Annotated in this window: 24 protein-coding genes and 1 other annotated feature; of the genes, 8 read left to right on the top strand and 16 right to left on the bottom strand. The window is 34.3% G+C overall.

All coding sequences use genetic code 11. The features are described from left to right. Positions 1–16: 16 nt before the first annotated feature. From ACUXEY_RS19905 to ACUXEY_RS19855, 11 genes are all read right to left on the bottom strand, one after another. Positions 17–895 (bottom strand): class I SAM-dependent methyltransferase, encoded by an 879-nt coding sequence (locus ACUXEY_RS19905; protein ID WP_461301416.1) that lies wholly within the window; start codon positions 893–895, stop codon positions 17–19. Positions 896–1,068: 173 nt separating this feature from the next. Then, positions 1,069–2,757 carry an arginine--tRNA ligase gene (argS, locus tag ACUXEY_RS19900; RefSeq protein WP_461301415.1) on the bottom strand — a complete coding sequence of 563 codons (1,689 nt, stop codon included), beginning with the start codon at positions 2,755–2,757 and terminating at the stop codon, positions 1,069–1,071. Positions 2,758–2,803: 46 nt separating this feature from the next. Continuing rightward, positions 2,804–3,018 (bottom strand) — a binding site (T-box leader). Positions 3,019–3,058: 40 nt separating this feature from the next. Next, positions 3,059–3,835, bottom strand: coding sequence for a class I SAM-dependent methyltransferase (locus ACUXEY_RS19895; RefSeq protein ID WP_461301414.1), 777 nt, complete (start codon positions 3,833–3,835; stop codon positions 3,059–3,061). Between the two features lie 49 nt (positions 3,836–3,884). Next, positions 3,885–4,319 (bottom strand): BrxA/BrxB family bacilliredoxin, encoded by a 435-nt coding sequence (locus ACUXEY_RS19890; RefSeq protein ID WP_000063705.1) that lies wholly within the window; start codon positions 4,317–4,319, stop codon positions 3,885–3,887. A gap of 83 nt (positions 4,320–4,402) precedes the next feature. Next, positions 4,403–4,786, bottom strand: coding sequence for a thiol-disulfide oxidoreductase DCC family protein (locus ACUXEY_RS19885; protein WP_461301413.1), 384 nt, complete (start codon positions 4,784–4,786; stop codon positions 4,403–4,405). Between the two features lie 3 nt (positions 4,787–4,789). After that, positions 4,790–5,917, bottom strand: a complete 1,128-nt coding sequence (locus tag ACUXEY_RS19880; protein WP_000692555.1) for a conserved virulence factor C family protein — start codon at positions 5,915–5,917, stop codon at positions 4,790–4,792. Between the two features lie 132 nt (positions 5,918–6,049). Then, positions 6,050–6,385 carry a single-stranded DNA-binding protein gene (locus tag ACUXEY_RS19875; RefSeq protein ID WP_243500428.1) on the bottom strand — a complete coding sequence of 112 codons (336 nt, stop codon included), beginning with the start codon at positions 6,383–6,385 and terminating at the stop codon, positions 6,050–6,052. Positions 6,386–6,543: 158 nt separating this feature from the next. After that, on the bottom strand, positions 6,544–6,798 hold the full coding sequence (locus tag ACUXEY_RS19870) for a DUF4318 domain-containing protein (RefSeq protein ID WP_078419984.1): 255 nt from the start codon (positions 6,796–6,798) through the stop codon (positions 6,544–6,546). Positions 6,799–6,902: 104 nt separating this feature from the next. Beyond that, entirely contained in the window at positions 6,903–7,634 is a 732-nt protein-coding gene (locus tag ACUXEY_RS19865) for a Bax inhibitor-1/YccA family protein (RefSeq protein ID WP_001260655.1), read from the bottom strand. Positions 7,635–7,709: 75 nt separating this feature from the next. Continuing rightward, positions 7,710–9,605, bottom strand: coding sequence for an ABC-F family ATP-binding cassette domain-containing protein (locus ACUXEY_RS19860; protein ID WP_461301412.1), 1,896 nt, complete (start codon positions 9,603–9,605; stop codon positions 7,710–7,712). Next, entirely contained in the window at positions 9,602–10,249 is a 648-nt protein-coding gene (locus tag ACUXEY_RS19855; RefSeq protein WP_166704968.1) for an HD domain-containing protein, read from the bottom strand. The genes ACUXEY_RS19860 and ACUXEY_RS19855 overlap by 4 nt, the downstream gene beginning before the upstream one ends. A 109-nt stretch (positions 10,250–10,358) precedes the next feature. Between ACUXEY_RS19855 and ACUXEY_RS19850 the strand changes: the two genes are divergently transcribed. From ACUXEY_RS19850 to ACUXEY_RS19840, 3 genes are all read left to right on the top strand, one after another. Continuing rightward, entirely contained in the window at positions 10,359–11,120 is a 762-nt protein-coding gene (locus ACUXEY_RS19850; protein ID WP_461301411.1) for a hypothetical protein, read from the top strand. Positions 11,121–11,375: 255 nt separating this feature from the next. Further along, positions 11,376–11,633 carry a hypothetical protein gene (locus ACUXEY_RS19845; protein ID WP_063222818.1) on the top strand — a complete coding sequence of 86 codons (258 nt, stop codon included), beginning with the start codon at positions 11,376–11,378 and terminating at the stop codon, positions 11,631–11,633. Positions 11,634–11,790: 157 nt separating this feature from the next. Continuing rightward, a complete protein-coding gene (locus ACUXEY_RS19840; protein ID WP_461301410.1) occupies positions 11,791–12,291 on the top strand; it encodes a YxiF family protein in 501 nt (166 codons plus the stop codon). A gap of 96 nt (positions 12,292–12,387) precedes the next feature. Here ACUXEY_RS19840 and spoVS read toward each other — a convergent pair whose 3' ends face one another. Beyond that, positions 12,388–12,663 carry a stage V sporulation protein SpoVS gene (gene spoVS / locus ACUXEY_RS19835; protein ID WP_016088106.1) on the bottom strand — a complete coding sequence of 92 codons (276 nt, stop codon included), beginning with the start codon at positions 12,661–12,663 and terminating at the stop codon, positions 12,388–12,390. 481 nt (positions 12,664–13,144) lie between these two features. On the opposite strand from spoVS, the gene ACUXEY_RS19830 reads away from it, so the two are divergent. Then, positions 13,145–13,729 (top strand): preprotein translocase, encoded by a 585-nt coding sequence (locus tag ACUXEY_RS19830; RefSeq protein ID WP_166689468.1) that lies wholly within the window; start codon positions 13,145–13,147, stop codon positions 13,727–13,729. A 162-nt stretch (positions 13,730–13,891) separates the two neighbouring features. On the opposite strand, the gene ACUXEY_RS19825 is transcribed toward ACUXEY_RS19830, so the two are convergent. After that, the gene (locus tag ACUXEY_RS19825) at positions 13,892–15,493 is read right to left on the bottom strand and encodes an esterase/lipase family protein (protein WP_461301409.1); all 1,602 of its coding nucleotides are present in this window, start codon (positions 15,491–15,493) and stop codon (positions 13,892–13,894) included. Between the two features lie 549 nt (positions 15,494–16,042). Between ACUXEY_RS19825 and ACUXEY_RS19820 the strand changes: the two genes are divergently transcribed. Next, on the top strand, positions 16,043–16,882 hold the full coding sequence (locus ACUXEY_RS19820) for an arylamine N-acetyltransferase family protein (RefSeq protein ID WP_247998908.1): 840 nt from the start codon (positions 16,043–16,045) through the stop codon (positions 16,880–16,882). Positions 16,883–16,977: 95 nt separating this feature from the next. Here the strand turns inward: ACUXEY_RS19820 and ACUXEY_RS19815 are convergent, their stop codons facing one another. Both ACUXEY_RS19815 and exsG read right to left on the bottom strand, forming a co-directional pair. After that, positions 16,978–17,187: a hypothetical protein gene (locus ACUXEY_RS19815; RefSeq protein ID WP_000830253.1), complete on the bottom strand. Its 210-nt coding sequence runs from the start codon at positions 17,185–17,187 to the stop codon at positions 16,978–16,980. A gap of 182 nt (positions 17,188–17,369) precedes the next feature. After that, positions 17,370–17,522, bottom strand: coding sequence for an exosporium protein ExsG (exsG, locus tag ACUXEY_RS19810; protein ID WP_000395678.1), 153 nt, complete (start codon positions 17,520–17,522; stop codon positions 17,370–17,372). A gap of 206 nt (positions 17,523–17,728) precedes the next feature. Between exsG and ACUXEY_RS19805 the strand changes: the two genes are divergently transcribed. After that, positions 17,729–18,589: an excalibur calcium-binding domain-containing protein gene (locus ACUXEY_RS19805; RefSeq protein ID WP_461301408.1), complete on the top strand. Its 861-nt coding sequence runs from the start codon at positions 17,729–17,731 to the stop codon at positions 18,587–18,589. 126 nt (positions 18,590–18,715) lie between these two features. Here the strand turns inward: ACUXEY_RS19805 and ACUXEY_RS19800 are convergent, their stop codons facing one another. Further along, entirely contained in the window at positions 18,716–19,285 is a 570-nt protein-coding gene (locus ACUXEY_RS19800) for a group-specific protein (RefSeq protein WP_461301407.1), read from the bottom strand. 277 nt (positions 19,286–19,562) lie between these two features. Between ACUXEY_RS19800 and ric the strand changes: the two genes are divergently transcribed. Then, entirely contained in the window at positions 19,563–20,270 is a 708-nt protein-coding gene (ric, locus tag ACUXEY_RS19795) for an iron-sulfur cluster repair di-iron protein (protein ID WP_461301406.1), read from the top strand. Between the two features lie 208 nt (positions 20,271–20,478). Continuing rightward, positions 20,479–22,884 (top strand): nitrite reductase large subunit NirB, encoded by a 2,406-nt coding sequence (gene nirB, locus ACUXEY_RS19790; RefSeq protein ID WP_247998904.1) that lies wholly within the window; start codon positions 20,479–20,481, stop codon positions 22,882–22,884. The last annotated feature ends 2 nt before the right edge of the window (positions 22,885–22,886 follow it).

The raw sequence follows: 22,886 nt of genomic DNA, 5'->3' as shown, positions 1-22,886 counted from the left end.
GACACACAGCTATCTTTCAACATTCTACGTCACCAAATGTAATTTTCATATTCGGAGCATATACTAAAGAGGAATGTAGATGAAACGCTCTAAAAAATTTGAGTTCAGCTTCATATTGGGCTAGCCCATCATCATATGTTAATCCTCTAGCCATTAAACGTTCTATAAATTGCTGTTTATCACCTGGATCTCCTGCAATCCCCTCTTCTTTTAATGAGTGATACAATATTTGTTTATCATTATGATGCATATTAGAATCTAATAAGTTCACTTTATCACTTACTCGACATTGAATATTTTTTACTCCTAGTTCACTTAAAAACATCGGTATTTTCATACCAATATTTCCATCTTTTCCGCTTCTCTGCATGTCATTTTCAAATAACTTTTGCAAAGCTCCTAACCTAATAATTTCCGATTGATTCTCTTCATTTAAAAAGTATGAAGACATATTTGATATCCAATGTGGTTCAAAACAGATTATTTTTCCGCCCTTTTTAATTGAATGTATCATTTTTTGTAGCATCGTTTTTGGCGAACTCATATGTAATAAAAAAGCATGACAAATTGCTATATCATATGTATCGTTCAATTCAATCTCTGTAGCATCTCCCTCAAGAAATTCTGTCTCATATGGAAGTAAACGAAACAACTCTCTCGCTTCAGATAATAATGTTTCTCCACTATCAATCCCGGTATACTTTGTTCCTTCTGGAAGTAAAGGCATTAATACTAAGCCTAAATAACCATATCCACAACCGTAATCAACGATATGTGCTGGCTTAGTAATCTTCCAAACTGTATTTACTAAAAATCTTACATAATCGTCATTGTAATATAAATCTCTCGTGTTTTTTAAGTATGTTAGTTTACTGTTCCAATCGTATGTTTCCAAGTTTAACGCCTCCTTTATATATGACATTACAATTCTCCATTTAATGCGGACATTCCTACACTTGAATCCAATGTAAAAAAGTTTAGATTTAATAAAATTAAACTTCTGCTTTCACATTTTCTATAAAAACAAATAGGCATACATATCTACCATGATACGTATACCTATTTGTTTTACATCTCCTCAGGAGCATCCATCCCAAGTAAACGTAATCCCTCTTTTAATACAACTGTCACTGCAAACACTAATGCCAGTCTGCTTTCTTTCTCTTCGCTCTCTTCCAATATACGAACATTTCCGTAATATTTATTGAACGATTGTGCTACATTTAATACGTATTTTGAAATGATTGATGGCTCATTTTTGTTGAAGGCTGCTTCAATTACTTGTGGGAATTTATTCAGTAATTTTACGACGCTCCAGCTATGATCATCTTTTAATGCAAATGTACACGTTTCAAATTCTACACTTTCTTTTCTTAAAATAGAGCACGCACGTGCATGTGTGTACTGTACATACGGTCCTGTTTCACCTTCAAATTTCAGCATGTTTTCTAATGAGAATTCGATATTATGCATACGCTCGTTTTTTAAATCGTGGAAGATAACTGCGCCAACACCGACTTGCTTCGCTACTTCTTCTTTCTGTTTTAAGTTTGGATTTTTCTCTTCAATATTTTGTTTTGCAAGGTCAATTGCTTCTTCAAGTACTTCTTCAAGTAAAATAACTCTTCCTTTACGTGTCGACATTTTCTTACCATCTTTTAAAATGAATCCAAATGGTACATGTTCCATGCCGTCAACCCAATTGTAGCCAAGCTTTTTTAATACCGTGAAAAATTGATTGAAGTGTAGACTTTGTTCCGGTCCAACTACATATAACGCTTTATCAAACGCATATGTGTTTTGACGATATAACGCTGCCGTTAAGTCACGCGTTGCGTAAATCGTCGCACCATCTGATTTTCTAATTAAGCAAGGCGGCATTCCCTCTTCTTCTAAATTAACGACTAACGCACCTTCTGACTCTTCAAGCAAATCATGCCCCTCTAAAATCCCAATAAAATCTTCCATCAAATTATTATAAAAAGCTTCTCCTTGAAAATTAGTAAATTCAACACCGAGAAGTTCATAAATACGAGAAAATTCTTTTAAAGATTCGTGACGGAACCAATTCCAAAGCTCAACAGCTTCTTCATCACTTTCTTCTAATTTCTTAAACCAAGCGCGTCCATCCTCTTCTAGTTCTTCGTCGCCTTTTACCTCTTCATGGAATTGAACATATAACTTAAATAGTTCGCGTATTGGATCCTCTTTAACTACTTCTTCATTTCCCCACTTTTTATAGGCGGTAATTAACTTTCCAAACTGTGTTCCCCAGTCTCCAATATAATTAATTCCTACAACTTCATAACCACATTTTTCAGCGATATGTTTCAGTGAATTTCCAATCATTGTAGAACGTAAATGCCCCATTGAAAAAGGTTTCGCGATATTAGGAGAGGAATAATCGATAACTACAGTTTTTTCACAACCAAAGTGATTTTGGCCGTACTCTTCTTTCTCCGTTAAAATCGTTTTTAATACATCATCACTTACAATTTCACGATTGAAAAATGCATTTACATAAGGACCAACAGCCTCTACCTTCGTAAAAAATGGATCACTTAACTTCTCCGCAACTTCCTTTGCGATAATAGCTGGTGATTTTTTATATTGCTTCGCAAGTGAAAAACATGGAAATGCTGCATCACCGAATTCATCTTGTTTCGGTGTTTCAATTAAATCTAAAATTTGATTTTGCGTTAATTCATTCGTAAAAATATCGGATAAACTTTCCGCAAACTGCGTTTTATAATCCATACTATATAACCTCCTTATTTTTTAAAACACAAAAAACTCGTCTCTAAAAAGAGACGAGTTTAAACCCGTGGTACCACCCTTGTTGTTCATTACGAACCACTTTCCCGTTTATAACGAGGACAGGGGGCCTCGGCTTACTCTACTATTCGTTCAAGAAGCATCTCCGAAGTGCGCTTCATCTTTTTCTTCCGCACTAGGCTCACACCATCCCCAGCTCGCTTTCCTTCTAAAAAAGACTACTCTCTTCATCACAGACATTATATTTAATTAATTATTGCTTATTATACATCTTTTCAAACAATTAGAAAGGATCAATTACACCAAAGTGAAACTTAGCACTTTTTCTTTTATATACGTGAAAATTATGTTTTTCAAATCTAGAACTACGGAAATGATCTTTCAGAACGACACGCTCTCTCGCCACACGCTTCGCTTCTGCAATTGTTTCGTCAGTAATATCATGATACAAAGCGAAGTGTTTTAATCCTTTTATTCCATCTGATTCTATAACAGTTTCTTCAAACATTGGATCAAGGTACACAACATCAAAACTATTGTCTTCACATTGTTTTAAAAACGCGTAATGTTCCGTTTGCTTCACATCAATTCGTTGCATTGCCTCATCAATTTCAGAAACAGATGAAGACCATGTTTTCAAACCATTCTCCATAATATAAGCCATATACTCATTGCCTTCAAGTCCTGTTACTTTTCCGCTCTCACCAACAATATAACTAGCTACAATACTATCTGATGCCATACCGAGCGTACAATCTAACACTGTCATTCCGCTCTCTAATTGCGTGGCTTGTACAAACGGGTCGTGTTCTCCGCGCATTAATCTTTTCACACGAAACATCGCTGAGTTTGGATGAAAGAAAAATGACTCTTCCGTACCTTTCGGATAAATAGCTAATCGGTTCTTCCCTACAACAAGTACATCTTGTCCATATTGCTCATGCAGTTTATGTACTGGTATATCGTTACGTTTAACGAAAGAACCATTTAATTCTGCCGCTACCTTGTTTGCATAATCTGTCATTTCATTATTTGTTCTTCCTGCTGTTGTTACTATCATTGTTTCACCTCTATATAAAGAAAAGAGGGAGATTTACTCTCCCCCTTCTTTAGCAATTCTTTTCGAAAGCTTGTTCTAAGTTCGTAATAATTTCGTCCATAGTTGCACCTTCAATTTCATGACGGTGAATGAAGTGAACAACTTCTTTTCCTTTTAATAATGCCATAGATGGTGAAGATGGAGGAATTTCTCCGAAGTATTCACGCATTTTTGCAGTAGCATCTTTATCTTGACCTGCGAATACAGTTACAAGATGATCAGGTTGTTTTTCAGCACGAACAACTGCTTGACCTGCTGATGGACGTGCTAAACCAGCTGCACAACCACAAACAGAGTTTACAACTACTAAAGTTGTACCTGCCGTGTTTTCCATAAATTCTGTTACAGCTTCTTCTGTAGTTAACTCTTCAAATCCAGAACGCACTAATTCTTGACGCATTGGAATTACCATTTGGCGCATGTATTCTTCATAAGCATTTGACATCTTGTAATCTCTCCTTCAACTTTCATTCCAAATTCATCATATCACGCTCTATTACTAGGTGCAAAAGAAAGATTACGATGATTTCATTTTTTTGTAGGGATTTCACATACCCCTTCACGGCAATGTCCAACTGGGACAAGTTTTCTATTGTTAGCGATATAATCGTATACTTTACTTCCAAATCCAAGTATGATAGATAACTTTATAAAAGGCACGGCAAACCAATAAGATGGAACAGCCTTTGCTAATACATGTATGCTATGAATGCCTTCATACCACTTATTATTTTTAAAAATATACAATCTTTGTTCCATCTTACTTTGTAGTTCTTGAGAAAGTTCATACTTCTCAACTACCTCTTTATCTCGAAATGAAACAAATTTCACCTTACCCTTTTTATCTAATTTTTTCGTACGATCTGCAACCGCCGTACACATCGGACACCAACTATCATAGAAAACAATCATACATTATTCCCCTTTACGAGACTCCGTCATTTGTTTCCATACAGAACCTTTTGCTTCTTCTCCGCCTTCAATACGCTCTAATGCTAGACGTGCTTGCATCGCTACTTCAAACTCTGGATCATCTTGCGCTGCTTTTAATGCTGGAATCGCACTTTCATCTCCAAGTTCAAATAAGAACATCGCTGCACGCCAGCGTACTAATTTACTTGAATCTTTCAGAGATTTAATCATAACGAACATCGCTGCCGGATCCCCTACATCTGATAAGCAATCGCCCGCTGTACGGCGAACACTTACTGAACGATCTAATAGCGCTTTATATAATAACGGCAATACTCCATCACCTTTTACCATACCTAAATACGCTGTTGCTAAACGGCGAATTGAAACTTTTTCATCATCTAACGCCATCTTCAATACTGGAATATCTTCTTCCGTAGGGTCCATTTGTTCTAATGCTGCAAAGCGATTTTTCCAGTCAGCATCTTTCATCATCTCTTCTGTTACTTTATATGGCTCACGCTTTTGAATCGTTACTTCAACAGCACCTGCCTGATTTAATAATTCTTTAACCGTTTCATTTACACGTTCTTCTGAATAAGCAGCAACAATCTCTTCTACTACTTCTTTTCCAATTTCTTCAAAATTACCGTAACGTGTACTTTGTTCCACCCATTTACGTTCTTTTACAACGTTTGGTGCAGACATTTGAACTTTCATAATTGATTCTTTAAAACGATCGGGTAAACCAACACGTTCTTCCGTAGTTCCATCTGTTAATTTCACTTGCATTGGAATTGTAAAGAACATTTGAACAAACACTTTCACTTCCCCAAAATGAGCAAGTTGTTGTTCTTCACTTTCTTCCACTACTTCTTCACCGAAAACAGCACGAACTTGTTGTAATAAAACTTTCCAATCAAACTTTGCATTTCGCTCTACTGCTAAAAAGTCGGCTACATGATATACACCTTTAATGCCTTCAATTTTCAAAATTTCTTGCACTTGCATTGGTGCTTGTTCTTTATTTTCATTTGTATAATTATTACGCGCTCCTGATGGTAATACTTCATTCAAAATAACTTTCATTGTATTTGGACTTGGCGTCGGTTCAATTGCTTTAATCTTCACGTAAAAAACTCTCCTTTATTGCATGTTCTTAGCTGTATTGTAACATGTTACCACTCTATACTCCTACTCGGATGCTTTATTTTGCTGATTTCTTTCCACCATCATACTTTAATTTCCTCAAGTCCTTTCTTATTATGATGCACCCTCCCGCCTTTTCTCCAAAAATGTAATACTCTCAATCACAACTTCCGTTACATATATTCTCTTTCCTTGATCATCCTCGTAATTCCTCGTATGAATACGTCCAGTAATTCCAACAAGTGAACCTTTCGTACAATATTCCGTTACATTCTCAGCTGACCTTCTCCATACGACGCAATTAATAAAATCTACTTGCTGCTCACCTAAACTATTTCGAAAACCTCTATTCACCGCAACACATATTCGTGCATACGCGACGCCTTGCTTTGTGTAGTATAATTCTGGCTCCTTTGTCAATCTACCGATTAATACAACTCGATTCATCATAAGTTATACCACCTCACATATTTTTCTTCATTGTAAGTAAAAATCTATGAAGGGTAAAAAGCGTAAAATAATATATTTTAAAGTAAAAAATATTATTTTATATGTTATAAAAGAAAAAAAGAAACCTTACATATTTTAAACATGTAAGGTTTCAAATTTTATACTTCACTGCATGAAATGTAATATCCACCGCGAGCCATCTTTACCTCAACGCGGTACATTACATTTTCTAAGTAAAAAGTAATCGGTTTAACTTTACTTTCAAAATTTAGTCTTTCATTGCATTCAGCCGCATATCCCTCTATTGCTGTAGTAATAACTTCTGATGATGGATACGTTAAAGCATCATCTAGTTCTATGAAAAAACTTTTAGAAAATAATTTTTTCATAATCCCTTTCTTCTCTTTCATCATATTCCATCCCCCTTTAGCTCAAGTTATCAACATCCATATTATACCATATAATCAATTTATCTTTAAAAATAAAAAATCCTGCATTTTTCATGCAGGATTTTTTATTAGTCATTTTTCGTAAAGTAAGAAACGAAACGAAGAATTTCTAAGTATAACCAAACTAATGTAAGCATTAGTCCCATCGCAGTGTACCACTCCATATATTTCGGAGCTTGACTACGTACACCATTTTCGATTAAATCGAAATCTAGTAATAAGTTTAATGCAGCAACTACGATAACAACTGCACTAATAATAATACCGATTGTACCGCCTTGGTGAATGTACGGAACCGTTACACCAAACATGTTTAGTAGAAATACGACTAAGTACATAACCATAATTCCAAGTGTTGCTGCCATCACGCCTGTACGGAATTTATCCGTTACTTTTACTACGCGTGTTGCATATAACACTAACATTGCAAATAGAATTGAGATTGTTAGTAATACAGCATTTAAAACGATAGAATCGCCAAACTTCATTGTATAAACAGCTGAAATACTACCTAATACAACCCCTTCTACCGCCGCATAGATTGGCGCACCAAAAGGTGAAATACGCGGGAAGAACATAGATGCAAATGCGATGATTGCCGCAACGATTAAAGCACCAATTAATACTGGCATCTTCATCGTCCCCTGCATCATCTGTATGTATGAATAGACAGACGTTGCAAGTAGCAAGATAAGCATAATAAACGTTTTGCCTACTGTTCCGCCAATAGTCATCGCAGAAGCACTTGCTCCCTCTTTACGGAATGCCTCTTTTTTCAACATTGGATTAGATGTTCTCATTTTTTCCCTCCTAAAATAGGTTCTACCAATAGTGTAAAGTTTTTCTCTTTACTTTTCAATATATGCAGCTTGTTTTTATTTTAATCCTTCAACAATATCGGATAGTTCACTCCATCTTTCCATCGTTTTTTCTAGCTCTTCTTCTGTTTTTTGCTGTGCTTCAGATAATTCTTGTGCTTTTGTGAAATCAGAACCAACATTCGCAAGTTCTTCTCCAATTGATTCTAGTTTTTCTTCAAGTTCCGCAATTGTATCTTCAATAGTTTCCCATTCGCGCTGCTCGTTATATGAAAGCTTACGCTTACGTTGTTGTTTCGGTGCTTCTTCTACTACTTTTTTCTCTTTTTGTACTTCCGCTTTCTCTATAAGTTCTCTCGTTTTTTCCATTTCTAAGTAATCCGTATAACTACCTAGAAATTCGCGTACTTCTCCTTCTCCCGTAAAGATGAACAATTCATCAACTACTTTATCCAAGAAGTAACGGTCATGCGATACAGTTAAAACAACACCTGGGAAATCTTCTAAATAATCTTCTAACACTGTTAATGTTTGTGTATCTAGATCATTCGTAGGCTCATCCAATAATAGTACGTTCGGTTCTCCCATTAATATACGTAATAAGTATAAACGTCTTCTCTCGCCACCAGATAGTTTACCTATCGGTGTACCGTGTGAATGTGGTGGGAATAAGAAACGTTCTAACATTTGAGATGCGCCAATTACTTTTCCGTCTGTCGTATGAATGACTTCTGCGATTTCTTTAATATATTCAATCATACGTTGATTTAAATTCATTTCTTCATTTTCTTGCGTATAGTAAGCGATTTTTACTGTTTGCCCAACTTCAATTTCACCACTATCAGGAGATATTTTACCTGCAAGCATATTTAATAGAGAAGATTTCCCGCTTCCATTCGCTCCAATAACCCCGATACGATCGCCTGGTTTCACAATATGATTAAAATTGTTCAGTACAGTTTTATCACCGAATTTTTTCGTTACATCTTTTAACTCAAGTACTTTTTTCCCAAGGCGGCTACCGCTAAGTGCAATATCAACAGATTGTTTTGCAGCTGGTCCTTCTTGACCTTTTAGCTCATCAAAACGTTGAATACGTGCCTTTTGCTTAGTCGAACGAGCTTTTGCACCACGGCGAATCCAAGCTAGTTCGCGGCGATATAAGTTTTGACGTTTTGATTCCTGTGCAAGCTCTTGTTCTTCACGAAGTGCTTTCGCTTCTAAAAACGTACTGTAATTCCCTTCATAACTATACAGTTTTCCATTATCTAATTCGAAAATACGATTCGTCACACGATCTAAGAAATAACGATCGTGGGTTATAAGTAATACTGCACCTGTATATCGTGCTAAATATTCCTCTAACCATTCAACTGTCTCATGGTCAAGATGGTTCGTAGGCTCATCTAAAATTAATAGATCCGGTGTTTCAATAAAGCACTGCGCCATCGCAATACGTTTTTTCTGTCCACCAGATAAATTTCCAACAGTTGCTGTGAAATCAGTAATTCCTAATTTCGTTAATAACGATTTTGCATTCGCATTTGCTTCCCACGCACCCATCGCATCCATACGTTGTTGCACTGCAAATAATTGTTCCTGTACCTTTTCATTACTTGGATCTTTTTCGATATGTAATAGCGCCTTTTCATAGTCACGCAGAAGACGAATTAAAGGTGTATCACCATGGAAGACTTGTTCTAATACTGTTAATTGCTCATCAAACTCTGGTTGCTGTGATAAATAACTAATTGTATACCCACGTGAATGAGTCATATCACCTGTATCAGCAATTTCTGCCCCTGCAATAATTTTTAATAACGTTGATTTACCAGTACCGTTTACACCGATAATTCCGGCACGTTGTCCTTCTGCAATACTAAATGATAATCCATCAAATAACGGTTTTTCTCCATATGATTTTGATAAATTTTCCACAGTTAACATTTTCATATTTGTGCATTCCACTCTTTCATAAATTGTTCAATAAACTGTTCCATATAGCGATGGCGAACTTCCGCCTCTTGTTTTGCTGCATTCGTATTCATTAAATCTTTTAGTTTTAAAAGTTTTTCATAAAAATGATTTAAAGATGGATCGTTATTTTTTCTATATTCATCTTTCGTCATCACTTCACGAGGTGGAATAGTTGGATCATACATTAATCTCCCTTTCGCCCCACCATACGCAAATGTGCGAGCTATTCCAATTGCTCCAAGAGCGTCTAAGCGATCTGCATCTTGAACAATCTTCCCTTCAATTGACTCCACTTTCCCGCCATGACCACCTTTATAAGACATATTGGCGATGATATGAAGAACATGTTTACTTTCCTCTTCTTCCACATGTAACTCTTCTAACCAATCAGCAACTTTTTTCATTCCTGCTTCTTCACTTTCATTTAACTTCTCATCTGCCACATCGTGAAGTAATGCTGCCATTTCAATTATAAAACGATTTCCTCCTTCTTGCTCGGATAAAGAAATCGCCAGTTTATGTACGCGCTCAATATGATACCAATCATGCCCACTCGCATCTTTTTCTAAAATATGTTTTACAAACGTAATTGTTTTTTCTATCTTTTCTTGTTTTGTCATTTTATCTTCACCCAGTTACTTATTGTAACACGCCCGCATTTTTTCATCACATATTTTCTTGTCCGCCCATACACTAGGTGGTAGGCATCATCATGAAGGAGGAATAAATATGTTCTATAATAATCAACCGCCTTACCCAAGGCAACCATTTTACCCTCAGCAACAAGAACAAAGATATACAGAACAATATGAAGAACAAGAGTTACAACAGCAAGAGCAACAATATGAACAAAATCCATACGCAACACCGCAATATCAAGAAGCTGATTATCCACAAAATCCATATACAGCGCCGCAAACTCAAGAACAACAATTTCAACAAAACTCATACGACACACGTCCAAATTATGAATATCCTCAAAATCCATATGTAGCACCACAAACTCAAGAACAACAATTTCAACAAAAGCCATATGTAGCACCACAAACTCAAGAGCAACAATTTCAACAAAACCCGTACCCAACTCAGCCACAACAAACTCAATACCAACAACAAATGTATCAACCAAACTACGACGCACGTGTCTCACCACCTAAACCGCCAACATTAGATATTACACAACCACAAATTTTACCACCTGGACCAACATTAGATATTACACAGCCACAAATCTTACCACCTGGACCAATTACAGAACCAACGCAACAACAAATTCAACAAGTTGTCGGTACACAGTTTTTACCTTTAAAAAAACCTGTACTAGATTTCGTAAAACCTTGGGTAGATTACGGTTTAAATGAAGCAAAACATACATCACATAAACACGCTTTAACAGAAGTTGCTGCAATTATGTTTTTAGTTGGTAAAGGCTTTAATCCGACGATTGCGCATTATATTGTAGAATCTTGGGAGAAGAATGAGCAGTTTTAGGGTTGTTTATTTTTTATTAAATAAAACTATAAAAGTGTCACAAATGTCTGTTATACACGCATTTGTGACACTTTTTATTTGTTATATGTTTTAAAACAGTAGTTTCATATTAATTGAGTGGAAAATATGAGCAAATAATCGCCTTTTAATTTAACTGTATTTGATAAATTTTCATTTTATAAACCATTCATTATTTCTCTGTTTATTTTTTCCTATTATCTTATAATTTAAATTAGGAAAGGGAGGAAAATATATATGTCTAAAAATGAAACTGTACTATTAAATCAAATTGAGATAGTAATTGAAATTTTAAAAAATATACAAAAAGAAGATCCCTTCTATAAAGATTTATTAAAACGATTAAACCGTTTAGCCACTTATCAGCAAAGTAAATCTCGTGGAATTAAAGGGGCAGTGAGAGCCTATACTGAAACTGGTCTCGTAAAAAGATTTGACGATTCTCTACTTATTGAATTAGATAAATTAGAGACTATGCTAAATGAAAATAAATAATATTAAACCGACTTCGAAAAATGACTCAGATATGTAGAAGAACAAACTGATAGAATCTTAAAGGAAACTTGCATGTATCCCCTTTTTAGAAAAACAAGTAAAACTTTAGTCAGTGGGGTTTTATTCACCCACGACGCGAGTAAAGGTGTGAAAAATTTTGAGTAATATGAATAAAAGCCGAATTGAAATTCTAAAAATGAAAGCAAAAAGAAATGGTAGTAGAAAAGAACTGATAGACGAACTTTCTAATATTGTTACAGTTTCTATGGACTCATTTATAGATCCAGAATCTAATGATTTATTTTGTAAAGACTTATTTAATACGCTAGCACAAACTTCAAACATAAAAAATTTTGGTAGCACTAATTATGAAGAAAACAGAAGACTATCAATAGCATTGTTAAAAGAAATAGCTAAAACTATTAAATTTACAGTTAATGAAGGGAGACTCTTTTTCTCTAAGGGTGGTAAATTTGAAGCAGTTAAACTGAACATTACTGAAGTATTTGAGAATTTAGAAGCGTTATCAACCATATCAAGATTTCTAACTGGATATGCAGATTTTGTATTAGTTGGGGACGATTTAGAATTCGGGATTGTTATTGAGCGCACTGAATACCACTACGAATTCAGTATGTGGGGCGTATCCACAATATGAAATAAGAAAATACAAAAGACCACTTCAAAAATGAGAGTGGTCTTTTTATTACTTTATCTATCAACCTTTTCAAATTATTCATATCAAAACTTTCTTTTAAGATCTTCTCTTCCTAGGACCTATAATTAATTTAATCGCCGTTCTTTCTTGATCATTAATAGTAACTTCTTGAAATGCTGGAACAAAGGCCAAATCAATACCACTTGGAGCAACAAACCCTCTTGCGATTGCAATTGCTTTAATCGCTTGATTTAAAGAACCAGCCCCAATCGCTTGAATTTCTACATTTCCACTTGTTCTTAGTACACCTGCAATTGCACCTGCCACTGAATTTGGTTTTGATTTTGAAGATACCTTTAATATATTTTCCATGTAAGTTGCTCCCTCTATAATTTAATTACTCCTTCGTTACGGTATAAAATATTTCAACGTATCTTTAACTTCTATTCACATCAAAAGTAAACAATGCTACATATGTACATTCATTCGATACTTTTCTTCTTCTTCCTGCCTTACTACGTAAATAAAGAAGGATAACTAAAAATCTAACATAAAAACATTCAAATAAAAAGATATCACTTTAACGATCATATCATTGCAACTGAGGATACTGGTTTTACTGTTTCAGATATAATTAATATAAGCATTCACCCCACGCTTCAATTTCCCAAGAAATCCCTCTAATATTTTCACCATATCATTAACCTTTTCTTTTTCAAAAATGGTTACAGCTTCTATTCTATTACTATATTTCATCGTATTAGCACTTTATTTTCTATATCTATCACCTTTTATATAGGACAAGCATAAAATACTATGAGTATACACTTCATTCATAATAGGAGGTAATATATTGGGTTCATACTATCATTCTTCAAGTTCCAATAAAAAATGTTCCTGCAACTCTTCTTCCAGTTCATATAAAAAATGCTCTTGCAATTCCTCTTCTAGTTCATATAAAAAATGTTCCTGCGACCATTCACATAAAAAAAGTTGTCCGGCATACGGCACTTTTTGGCAAACAGAGTTTATAACTGTTCCTTTTGGAGATCCTTTTCCATTTAATCACGTTGGCCCTATAGCAGGAGGCGTTTCCTTACTAAATCCTACTACTATACAAATTAGTCAAGCTGGTGATTATAGAGTTTCTTTCATTTCAACGATTAACACTACTGTAAATCCTGTGTTTCCACATATTCCAGTCATGACTATATTTTTAAATAATAATCCACTTACTAATAACCAAGGTGATTTCGCTTTCCAAATGAATACTTCATCAAATAACGAATGCCTTCAACTTGCAGGCGAAACGATTGTTACAGTTCCAGCTAACTCAACTCTTCAACTGAAAAATAATAGTGGTTTTAATCGTCAAAGTATTGCAACTTGTGATAATGGTATTAATTCAGTTGAATTAACAGTTATAAAACTAAGTTAATAATCACCTTCTCATTCAGATGCTATTTCAGCATCTTTTTTATTGAATACTGTTCTTTTGATTCCCATCATACTTTTCTGTTAACCTAATAAACATGAAAAAAGTACCGAACTCTTCTACAAAAGTTCGGTACCTTTTATATTAAAAGCTTCTCATTCTTTCCTACTTCTCCACATAAACAGACTTAACAAGTGTTCGATTATACGATTGTCCTTCTTTATTCATCCCCTTTATATCCATTGTAACGTTGTATACTCCTGGTTGCTTTATGTCCTTCAAAGCACCCGTAAATGTATTGTTATTAACATTTTGTAATTCAGTATATTCAGAGACTAGTTTTCCTTCTTTATTCACGACTCTTACTGTTATAGAAAGATCTCCTTTTATTTCAGGTGCCATAGGTGATTTTTTCAGTTTATACTCAGATTTATTCGCTTTAACTTTTGTAGGCATTTGAAGAACAAATGGTGCGTCACTCTTGTAATCGCTTACAACTAAATATGCATCTTTCGACTGCTTCGCCATCATTTTAACTTTCCATTCTCCTACATCCATTTTATCAAATTTAAATGTTTTAATTGTCGCACCACCAAAGAAAGATTCACCTTCACCAGTAGTTATAAAGCTATCTTTATTTGTATACATTTTTCCTTTTGGAGATATCATTTGTACTTCTACATCAGAAGACGCTGTTAAGATAGAAACTATTCCTTCAGCTTTTTTATCAACTGCAACGGTTTGCTCTATCCACTGATTTTGTGGCAATTCTCCTCCTAATATATTTTGATTTGAAGTTGTATTCAATTGTTCTATATTTTCATTTGAACTAGTGCTGGATGCTACTAAAGCTGGTACGGCTACATTTGATGTACGTAAATATGGTTCAATTCGCGCGAAAACAGCAGACCCTTTTCGTATATTATCATGATCAAATTTGGAATCTGTAAATAAATGCGTTCCATACGGTAACTTAGCACTCCACTCATTTACTAATCCATCATTTGAACCGTATGATGACAAATATAACCCGCCCATAGATAAAGCAGAAAATACTGGTCCCCAGCTAGTCCCAGTAGCCGTATAGTAACGATTTAATTTAGCTGCTGGATTATTATCAATCGTTGAACGAAATTTTGCCATTTCACCCATTTGTAATGAGTACGTACCATCATCTTTTTGACCTAATATAGAAGCAAGCCATCCTGCCCACCAACTGTATGATAAATCCGCTAAGTTTGATCCGTGATGTGGCGTCGCAAGTGTAATAACATTTCCGACAAATCGATTTGCACCATATCCTACTAATGCAGCCTGTGTATCAATACCGCCTTTACTATGTGCTACAATATTAACTTTTTTACCGAAATGATTATATATTTCTTCTAATTTTTGTGCTAACAATTTTCCGTTATCCCACTGACTAGCTGATCCTTTCCCAGCAGCATCATATAATTGTATAAATACTGTTTGATAGCCTGCTTTCAAAGCATAATCATACATATCATTTATATCGTGATACACTGTCTTTCCATACCAACTATCAGCATTCCCATTCCTTCCTTGCACAAAGAGAATTGGAGGCTTACTTTCATCATAATTAGCAGGTTTTTGACCTAAAAACCATTCTCCAGGTGTAAAGACTTCTTGATCTGGAAAGCCTGTTTTAAGCTCTTTTGCAACTTCTGCTCGCACATTTGTGCTAATCATTGGAACCATGATAAAAAATACAATTAGTAAGGCAACACATCTTCTCATCAATCGCATGTTACTCCCCCCACTTTTTTTGAAAGAAGGTGCTCGTTGTAATATTTTTTATCTTCTCTCTTAATACTAGATAATCTTTGTACTTAAACAAGATCCTGTCCCTATTCTTAAGAGATTACTAGCCCCCCTTCTTCCTTAACACACGTTATTCTCTTTGTTTCTATCTCTTCCTTTTGAGTGAATGCTACAAAAAAGTTTCTCAACAATTGTTAACTTTACTGAATCCAAATCTCCTTAAATTATTATTGTTTATATAGAGTATACAAATCTTGAAAAAACTTTAGTAAAAAAACACTTTATTACCAGCTAGTTATAAAAAAAGTTAATGAAGATATGTACTTTTATTTAATTAAATACAAACTAAATGAATAGAAGCTTATATTATAAGACTTTCCTACCATTAAATATTAAACTGAAATTTCTGAATAGAAAATAATATTTCCAGAAACATATATTATGATAATTTACGCAGACTTGAATTAAACTTTTAGAAGTACTAACCTATCGGTGAGCAGAAGATAATTCTGTAAAAAGAAAGGAGAATGCTTTATGATGACCAATTTACAAAAGGAGTTTTTTAAACGACTAAAAATTCCTGCAAAAGAAATAACATTTGATGATTTAGATGAAATTCTCTTAAAAATGGGAATGATTCTCCCCTATGAAAATCTTGATATTATGGCTGGCACTATTAAAAACATCTCAAAAAATAACTTAGTAGAAAAGTTACTTATTCAAAAACGAGGCGGTCTTTGTTATGAATTAAACTCCTTATTATATTACTTTTTAATGGATTGTGGATTTCAAGTATATAAAGTAGCCGGTACTGTTTATGACCTTTACGATAATAAATGGAAACCTGATGATGGTCATGTCATTATCATATTACATCATAATAAAAAAGATTATGTTATAGATGCCGGTTTTGCCTCTCATCTACCTTTACATCCAGTCCCTTTTAGCGGAGAAGTCATCTCTTCTCAAACGGGTGAATATCGAATTCGCAAACGAACTACTCGAAAAGGTACACACATTTTAGAAATGAGAAAAGGAGCTAACGGGGAATCTACAAATTTCTTGCAATCTGAACCTTCAGATGAATGGAAAATAGGCTATGCCTTCACTTTAGATCCAATAGATGAGAAAAAGGTGAATAACATTCAGAAAGTCATTGTAGAACATAAAGAATCTCCTTTTAATAAAGGAGCTATCACTTGTAAATTAACTAATTATGGTCACATTTCATTAACAAATAAAAATTATACAGAAACCTTTCAAGGCACCAAAAATAAACGTCCAATAGAATCAAAAGATTATGCTCGCATTCTTCGTGAATCTTTTGGAATAACGCAAGTGAAATATGTAGGAAAAACACTAGAAAGAGGTTAGTTGACTAAAAGTATTTCATAATAAAGCAGATTCCATATTTAGAATCTGCTTTATTTTATATTTTGTTATAAAGAAATTTGTTTTGCTCTTACCCTTTAATTTTCAATGATATACTCATCATCATATTTATCGTATTGAAGCCCTGATCCTATTTTTGATTCCGTAACTTGATCTCTTAAAAACGGTGCAGCTTCCATTTTGCTAGTTGCAATTTCAATTCCATATTTTTTCGTTAAATGTGCTAATTCTATTAAAAACCACTCTCTTCGCAATGTAACTGGAATATCAAATGTTCTTCTTTTCATATATAATAGCACCTCTTTAATTTTCATAGCTTAAAAACATCACTAACTTTCAATGAAACATTATAGTATATGCATGTCCATTTTAAACGTGCTATTACAAAAAGAATACTTTAGTTTACATAAAATAATTATGTATTAGTAGAAAGAGGCTTGTCCTCCTCTTTCTACTCTAGAGATTTAAATTAAGAACATCTTGGTACACCTAAAGCTAAAAATAAACCAGCTACTCCTGCTGTAATCGGTACTTTCAACGTAATTACATCGTCTACTTTCGTTACTAAAAAGAACGCATTACCTTCTTGTAATATACAAGTTACCAATAATTGAAATTCCATTCAAATCTCCCCCTTTCAATCGATATACTATACTTTATGAATTCTCTTTAAAAACGTAATAGTAAATATATCTATTTTTCTGTATATAACAATAAATGTTTGTTAGTCTATTAAAATACTAATTTTCTAAATTTATATAAATCGTGTACTATCCAATAAGTTCCTATATAATCAATAGTGAAAATCTTACAAATGGAGGTATGAAAATGACGATTTTGAGTAATATTGGTGCAGCTTTATTTTTAATTGCTTTTATTCTTTTAATTCTATGTATCATTTCATTCTTTAAGAAAAATGGAAAAGCAAAACAGTATGGTCGTCCTGCCGTTATTCTTTTTATGATTTCAATTGTATTAATAATAACTAGTGCTGAGACCTCTAATAACCCAATTGTTGAATTCTTTTCTATTTTAAGTTTTGTTTTATTTGTTTTCTTCCTTGTTCTGGCAATTTTATCTGTAATTAAAAAGACAGGTGTAGCAAAAAAACAATTTATTATCACTGCTATTTTATTTGTTATTTTTGGTGCGTTATCAAGTATTTCAAACCCTACTTCTGAAAAAACGACAGCACCTAGTAAAAAAGTTGCTTCTAACACTACAGAACACAAAGATAGCGACAAAAAAGAACTAGAAAAGAAAGAAGCGGACGAAAAAACTCAAAAGCAAGAAGATGAGAAACGTCAAGCCGAGGAACAAGCTCGTAAGCAAGAGGATGAAAAACGCCAAGCCGAAGAGCAAGCTCGTAAGCAAGAAGATGAAAAACGCCAAACCGAAGAACAAGCTCGTAAACAACAAGAAGAGCAAAAACGTCAAGCCGAGGAACAAGCTCGTAAACAACAAGAAGAGCAAAAACGTCTAGCTGATGATCAAGCTCGTAAACAACAAGAGGAACAGAAAAAAGCACAGCAAACTCAAACACAACCTGCTGCTGGAAATACTAGTAATGCATATTACAAAAACTGTGATGCAGTTAGAGCTGCTGGGAAAGCTCCTTTATATAAAGACCAACCAGGGTATAGCCGTAAACTAGACAAAGATGGCGATGGAGTCGCATGTGAAAAATAGCAATGAAAAAGAAGCTTCTAGTAAGCTTCTTTTTTACTGTTACGTATAAGATCTAATTACTCTTCCATTCTTTTAAGCCATATATCAATTCAAAATGGCATCTTATTTTTTTAAATACCTGTACTATTAACCATTAACTGGAGCAATACTCCAATTAATGATTTCAATATTTTTCACCTCCACTTTCCCTTTGACAAGAACATGTGGAATCAGGTGAAACATTCCGAATTTTCTACCCTTTTCGTTTTCATCTCTGTAATATTCTTTTGTGCAGGTATTTAATTGCTTCAATTCTATATATTCATTCAAGTTGATGAGTTCTATTTCACATTCTTTTAATTCTCTATTTGGTCCACCCCAATTATGCTTTGAGTACTTGTATATTGCTATACACTGACCATTCAGTGCGCTAATAGGAATTTTATAAAATAGCTTATTTGTATGAATGTTTACTCCTATTTCCAATAATACTTTATAAATCTCATAAGGATGCAGTGGCAAAAAATGCACAACATCATTCCATAAACATTCTAGTTTTGGTATTTTACGTGTTAATAAGTGTTCTCTTTGAGTATGATCTTTATATTTTTGTATATACTCACCATATAAATTTGGATATACCCTTTTCAATTCATTTAATGGGATTAAATATTCTCCTTTTAGTTCTTCTGGTACCATATGATAAACATATTCCATAAAAACCTCCTATAAAAGATATACTTCCAACTACCAAAAAGCGAACTTAGATTGATAGAATATAAATTTGTATACTATCTAAATCATAATAATGCCCTGTGGATAATTTCCTACTCAAAAAATTCTTCGCCATCCGCTCTATAATGTCCTCTGTAAAATACCACTCCTATTATTCTCAAAACTGACACATTATAAGTGATTTCAATCACCACATTGTTTTTCATTTATCGCTATTCTTAATTTAGATATTACATTTAAAATTTATGGAGGCATTCATATGGAACATACATTTACTGAAACTTCAATTGTTGGTGAGATTGTTACAAAATTTCCGAAAGCTAGTGATCTTTTCAAATCATATAGAATAGATTTTTGTTGTGGTGGTAATAAGCCACTTATTGATGCAATTCATGAAAGAAATTTATCAGCAACAGAAGTACTTACAGAGTTAAATACGCTTTATCATAATACGAAACGATTAAATGAATCTGAAATTGATTGGAAAAATGCTTCTTGTCGTGAGTTGATTGATTATGTGATTAATAAGCATCATCGCTATTTAAATGAAGAGTTACCACAGTTAAGCCCTTATGTAACGAAAGTATTACGTGTTCATGGTGCAAAACAGCCCCATTTAGCTCAAATTCATAAGCTATTTCATGAACTTAAAATGGAATTAGAGCAGCATTTAATTAAAGAAGAAACGGAAGATTTCCCATTAATTTTAGCATTCGAACAAAATCCAACTGATGAAAACTATACAAAATTACGTAAGGTAGTAGATGAGTTGGAAAAAGAACATAACCATGCAGGTAATATTATTAAAGAACTTCGTAAAGTGACAAATGACTTTACTCCTCCAGAAGGAGCTTGCGGCACTTATCGACTTGTTTATCAACGTCTTGAAGCGTTAGAGTCTGATTTATTTGAGCACATTCATTTAGAGAATAATATTTTATTTCCACGTGCAATTACGAGAGCATAAACAAAGTGCAGGATATGAGTATACATACTTATGTCCTGCTTTTTCATTTTGCGAAAAATATCCACATCCCCCTCACACAAATCCGAATTTTAACAATTTGTGAATCATTATATAAGTGTGATAAATATCACATCTCCCGCTTTTTTGATTTTCTATAATAGAAATATAATCCTTTGTTCAATATTTCACATAAAAAGGGGAAACGAAAATGAAAAAACGTTTAGTTATGATCGGAAATGGTATGGCTGGCATACGCTGTATGGAAGAAATATTAAAACATGATAGTGATTCATATGAGATTACTATTTTTGGAGATGAATCGCATCCAAATTACAATCGTATTATGCTCTCTCATGTTTTACAAGGAAAAACAAATATGCAAGATATCATTATGAATGAATATAGTTGGTACGAAGAAAATGAAATAACTTTGTATACAAATGAAAGAGTTCAAAGTATTAACCGAGAAGAAAAAATTATTACTACAGAAAAAAATCGTACTGTTACATATGACAAGCTCATTATTGCAACAGGTTCTAGTGCTTTTATTTTACCTGTTGAAGGTTCCACTCTTCCTGGTGTTACAGGATTTCGAACTATTGAAGATACACAATTTATGATGGATACCGCTAAAGAAAAGAAAAGGGCCGTTGTCATTGGTGGTGGATTACTTGGTTTAGAAGCCGCAAGAGGTCTTATTGACTTAGGAATGGACGTACATGTTGTTCATTTAATGCCTAGCTTAATGGAGCAGCAACTAGATACGAAAGCCGCTTCTCTATTGCGTGAAGATTTAGAAGCGCAAGGCATGAAGTTTCTAATGGAAAAGAAAACTGTAAAGATTCTTGGTACAGACTATGTTGAGGGCATTCAATTTGAAGATGGTGAAGTTGTAGATTGTGATTTAATCGTAATGGCTGTCGGCATACGACCAAATACGAAAATAGCAAAAGATGCTGGTCTAATTGTCAATCGCGGCATTGTAGTCAATGACTATATGCTAACAAATGATGAATCTATTTATGCAGTTGGCGAATGCGCAGAACATGATGGTATCGCATATGGACTTGTTGCCCCTCTTTATGAACAAGGCGCAATATTAGCGAAACATATAACGAATTTACAAACGAATGGATATACAGGCAGTATCGTCGGTACGCAATTAAAAGTTTCTGGTTGTGATTTATTCTCTGCTGGCCAAATTTATGAAGATGATCAGACGAAAGCAATTTCAATCTTTGATGAATGTAAACGTTCCTATAAAAAAGTATTAATTCGTGATAATAAAGTCGTCGGTATCGTTTTATATGGTGACACAGCTGACGGTACACGCCTCTTTAGCATGTTAAAGAAAGAAGAAGATATTCAAGAATATACAGCCGCTTCCCTTCTTCACAAAGCTGGTGAAGAAAGTGAACTTGACGTTGCTACAATGAGTGCGGATGACACGATTTGTGGATGTAATGGTGTTACGAAAGGTACAATCGTCCATGCCATTTTAGAACAAGAGTTAACTACTTTTGAAGAAGTAAAAGGCTGCACGAAAGCCGCAGGATCTTGTGGTAAATGTCGTCCACTTGTAGAACAAGTTTTATCTCATACACTCGGAGATGCTTTTGATGCTTCTATGCAGTCTACTGGTATGTGCGGATGTACAACTTTATCACGTGATGAAGTCGTAGCTGCCATTCACGAGAAAGGTTTAAAATCGCCAAAAGAAGTACGAAATGTTCTTGGTTTTGTACATGAAGACGGCTGTTCGAAATGTCGTCCTGCTTTAAATTACTATTTACGTATGGCGATTCCAGAAGAATATGAAGATGATAAAGCGTCCCGTTTCGTTAATGAAAGAATGAATGGTAACATCCAGCACGATGGTACATTCTCTGTTATTCCACGTATGTACGGTGGTGTTACAACAGCAGATGATTTAATGAAAATTGCTGAAGTTGCGAAAAAATATGATGTTCCACTTGTGAAAATTACAGGTGCGAGCCGAATCGGCTTATATGGTGTTAAAAAACAAGATTTACCTAACGTATGGGCTGACTTACATATGACTTCTGGATATGCATATTCAAAATCGCTTCGTAATGTAAAATCATGTGTTGGTTCTCGCTTCTGCCGTTTCGGTACGAAAGATTCATTAGGACTTGGTATGTTACTTGAACAATCATTAGAAATGGTAGATACACCACATAAAATGAAGATGGGTGTAACTGGCTGTCCACGTAACTGTGCGGAAGTACTAACGAAAGATTTTGGCGTTGTTTGTGTAGAAAATGGATACCAACTTTATATTGGCGGAAATGGTGGTACGGAAGTACGTGAAGCTGATTTTGTAATGATCGTCCCTACTGAAGATGATGTCCTTCGCATCGCTACAGCTTACATGCAATATTATCGTGAAACTGGTATTTACGGAGAGCGTACTGCCTACTGGACAGAGCGTTTAGGCTTCGATCACATAAAAGAAATACTGCAAGATGCAAATATGGTCACTACGCTAAATGAACGCTTCCAAACAGCTCGTGGCACATATAAAGAAGCTTGGGGACAAGCAATAGAAACGAAGTCGTTAAAAGCGATGTATGAAGTAGAAACTGTGAAATAAGG

The organism is Bacillus sp. F9_6S_D1_P_5 (genome assembly GCF_054823925.1).
The sequence above is the reverse complement of the archived record's forward strand: the minus strand, read 5'-3'. Positions and strand labels throughout refer to the sequence as shown.

Bases quoted from the DNA above. Each gene is read 5' to 3' on its own strand.
- argS (WP_461301415.1), bottom strand. From the start codon at position 2,757: ATGGATTATAAAACGCAGTTTGCGGAAAGTTTATCCGATATTTTTACG.
- ACUXEY_RS19895 (WP_461301414.1), bottom strand. From the start codon at position 3,835: ATGATAGTAACAACAGCAGGAAGAACAAATAATGAAATGACAGATTAT.
- ACUXEY_RS19890 (WP_000063705.1), bottom strand. From the start codon at position 4,319: ATGTCAAATGCTTATGAAGAATACATGCGCCAAATGGTAATTCCAATG.
- ACUXEY_RS19885 (WP_461301413.1), bottom strand. From the start codon at position 4,786: ATGATTGTTTTCTATGATAGTTGGTGTCCGATGTGTACGGCGGTTGCA.
- ACUXEY_RS19875 (WP_243500428.1), bottom strand. From the start codon at position 6,385: ATGATGAATCGAGTTGTATTAATCGGTAGATTGACAAAGGAGCCAGAA.
- ACUXEY_RS19870 (WP_078419984.1), bottom strand. From the start codon at position 6,798: ATGATGAAAGAGAAGAAAGGGATTATGAAAAAATTATTTTCTAAAAGT.
- ACUXEY_RS19865 (WP_001260655.1), bottom strand. From the start codon at position 7,634: ATGAGAACATCTAATCCAATGTTGAAAAAAGAGGCATTCCGTAAAGAG.
- ACUXEY_RS19860 (WP_461301412.1), bottom strand. From the start codon at position 9,605: ATGAAAATGTTAACTGTGGAAAATTTATCAAAATCATATGGAGAAAAA.
- ACUXEY_RS19855 (WP_166704968.1), bottom strand. From the start codon at position 10,249: ATGACAAAACAAGAAAAGATAGAAAAAACAATTACGTTTGTAAAACAT.
- ACUXEY_RS19850 (WP_461301411.1), top strand. From the start codon at position 10,359: ATGTTCTATAATAATCAACCGCCTTACCCAAGGCAACCATTTTACCCT.
- ACUXEY_RS19845 (WP_063222818.1), top strand. From the start codon at position 11,376: ATGTCTAAAAATGAAACTGTACTATTAAATCAAATTGAGATAGTAATT.
- spoVS (WP_016088106.1), bottom strand. From the start codon at position 12,663: ATGGAAAATATATTAAAGGTATCTTCAAAATCAAAACCAAATTCAGTG.
- ACUXEY_RS19825 (WP_461301409.1), bottom strand. From the start codon at position 15,493: ATGCGATTGATGAGAAGATGTGTTGCCTTACTAATTGTATTTTTTATC.
- ACUXEY_RS19820 (WP_247998908.1), top strand. From the start codon at position 16,043: ATGATGACCAATTTACAAAAGGAGTTTTTTAAACGACTAAAAATTCCT.
- ACUXEY_RS19815 (WP_000830253.1), bottom strand. From the start codon at position 17,187: ATGAAAAGAAGAACATTTGATATTCCAGTTACATTGCGAAGAGAGTGG.
- exsG (WP_000395678.1), bottom strand. From the start codon at position 17,522: ATGGAATTTCAATTATTGGTAACTTGTATATTACAAGAAGGTAATGCG.
- ACUXEY_RS19805 (WP_461301408.1), top strand. From the start codon at position 17,729: ATGACGATTTTGAGTAATATTGGTGCAGCTTTATTTTTAATTGCTTTT.
- ACUXEY_RS19800 (WP_461301407.1), bottom strand. From the start codon at position 19,285: ATGGAATATGTTTATCATATGGTACCAGAAGAACTAAAAGGAGAATAT.
- ric (WP_461301406.1), top strand. From the start codon at position 19,563: ATGGAACATACATTTACTGAAACTTCAATTGTTGGTGAGATTGTTACA.
- nirB (WP_247998904.1), top strand. From the start codon at position 20,479: ATGAAAAAACGTTTAGTTATGATCGGAAATGGTATGGCTGGCATACGC.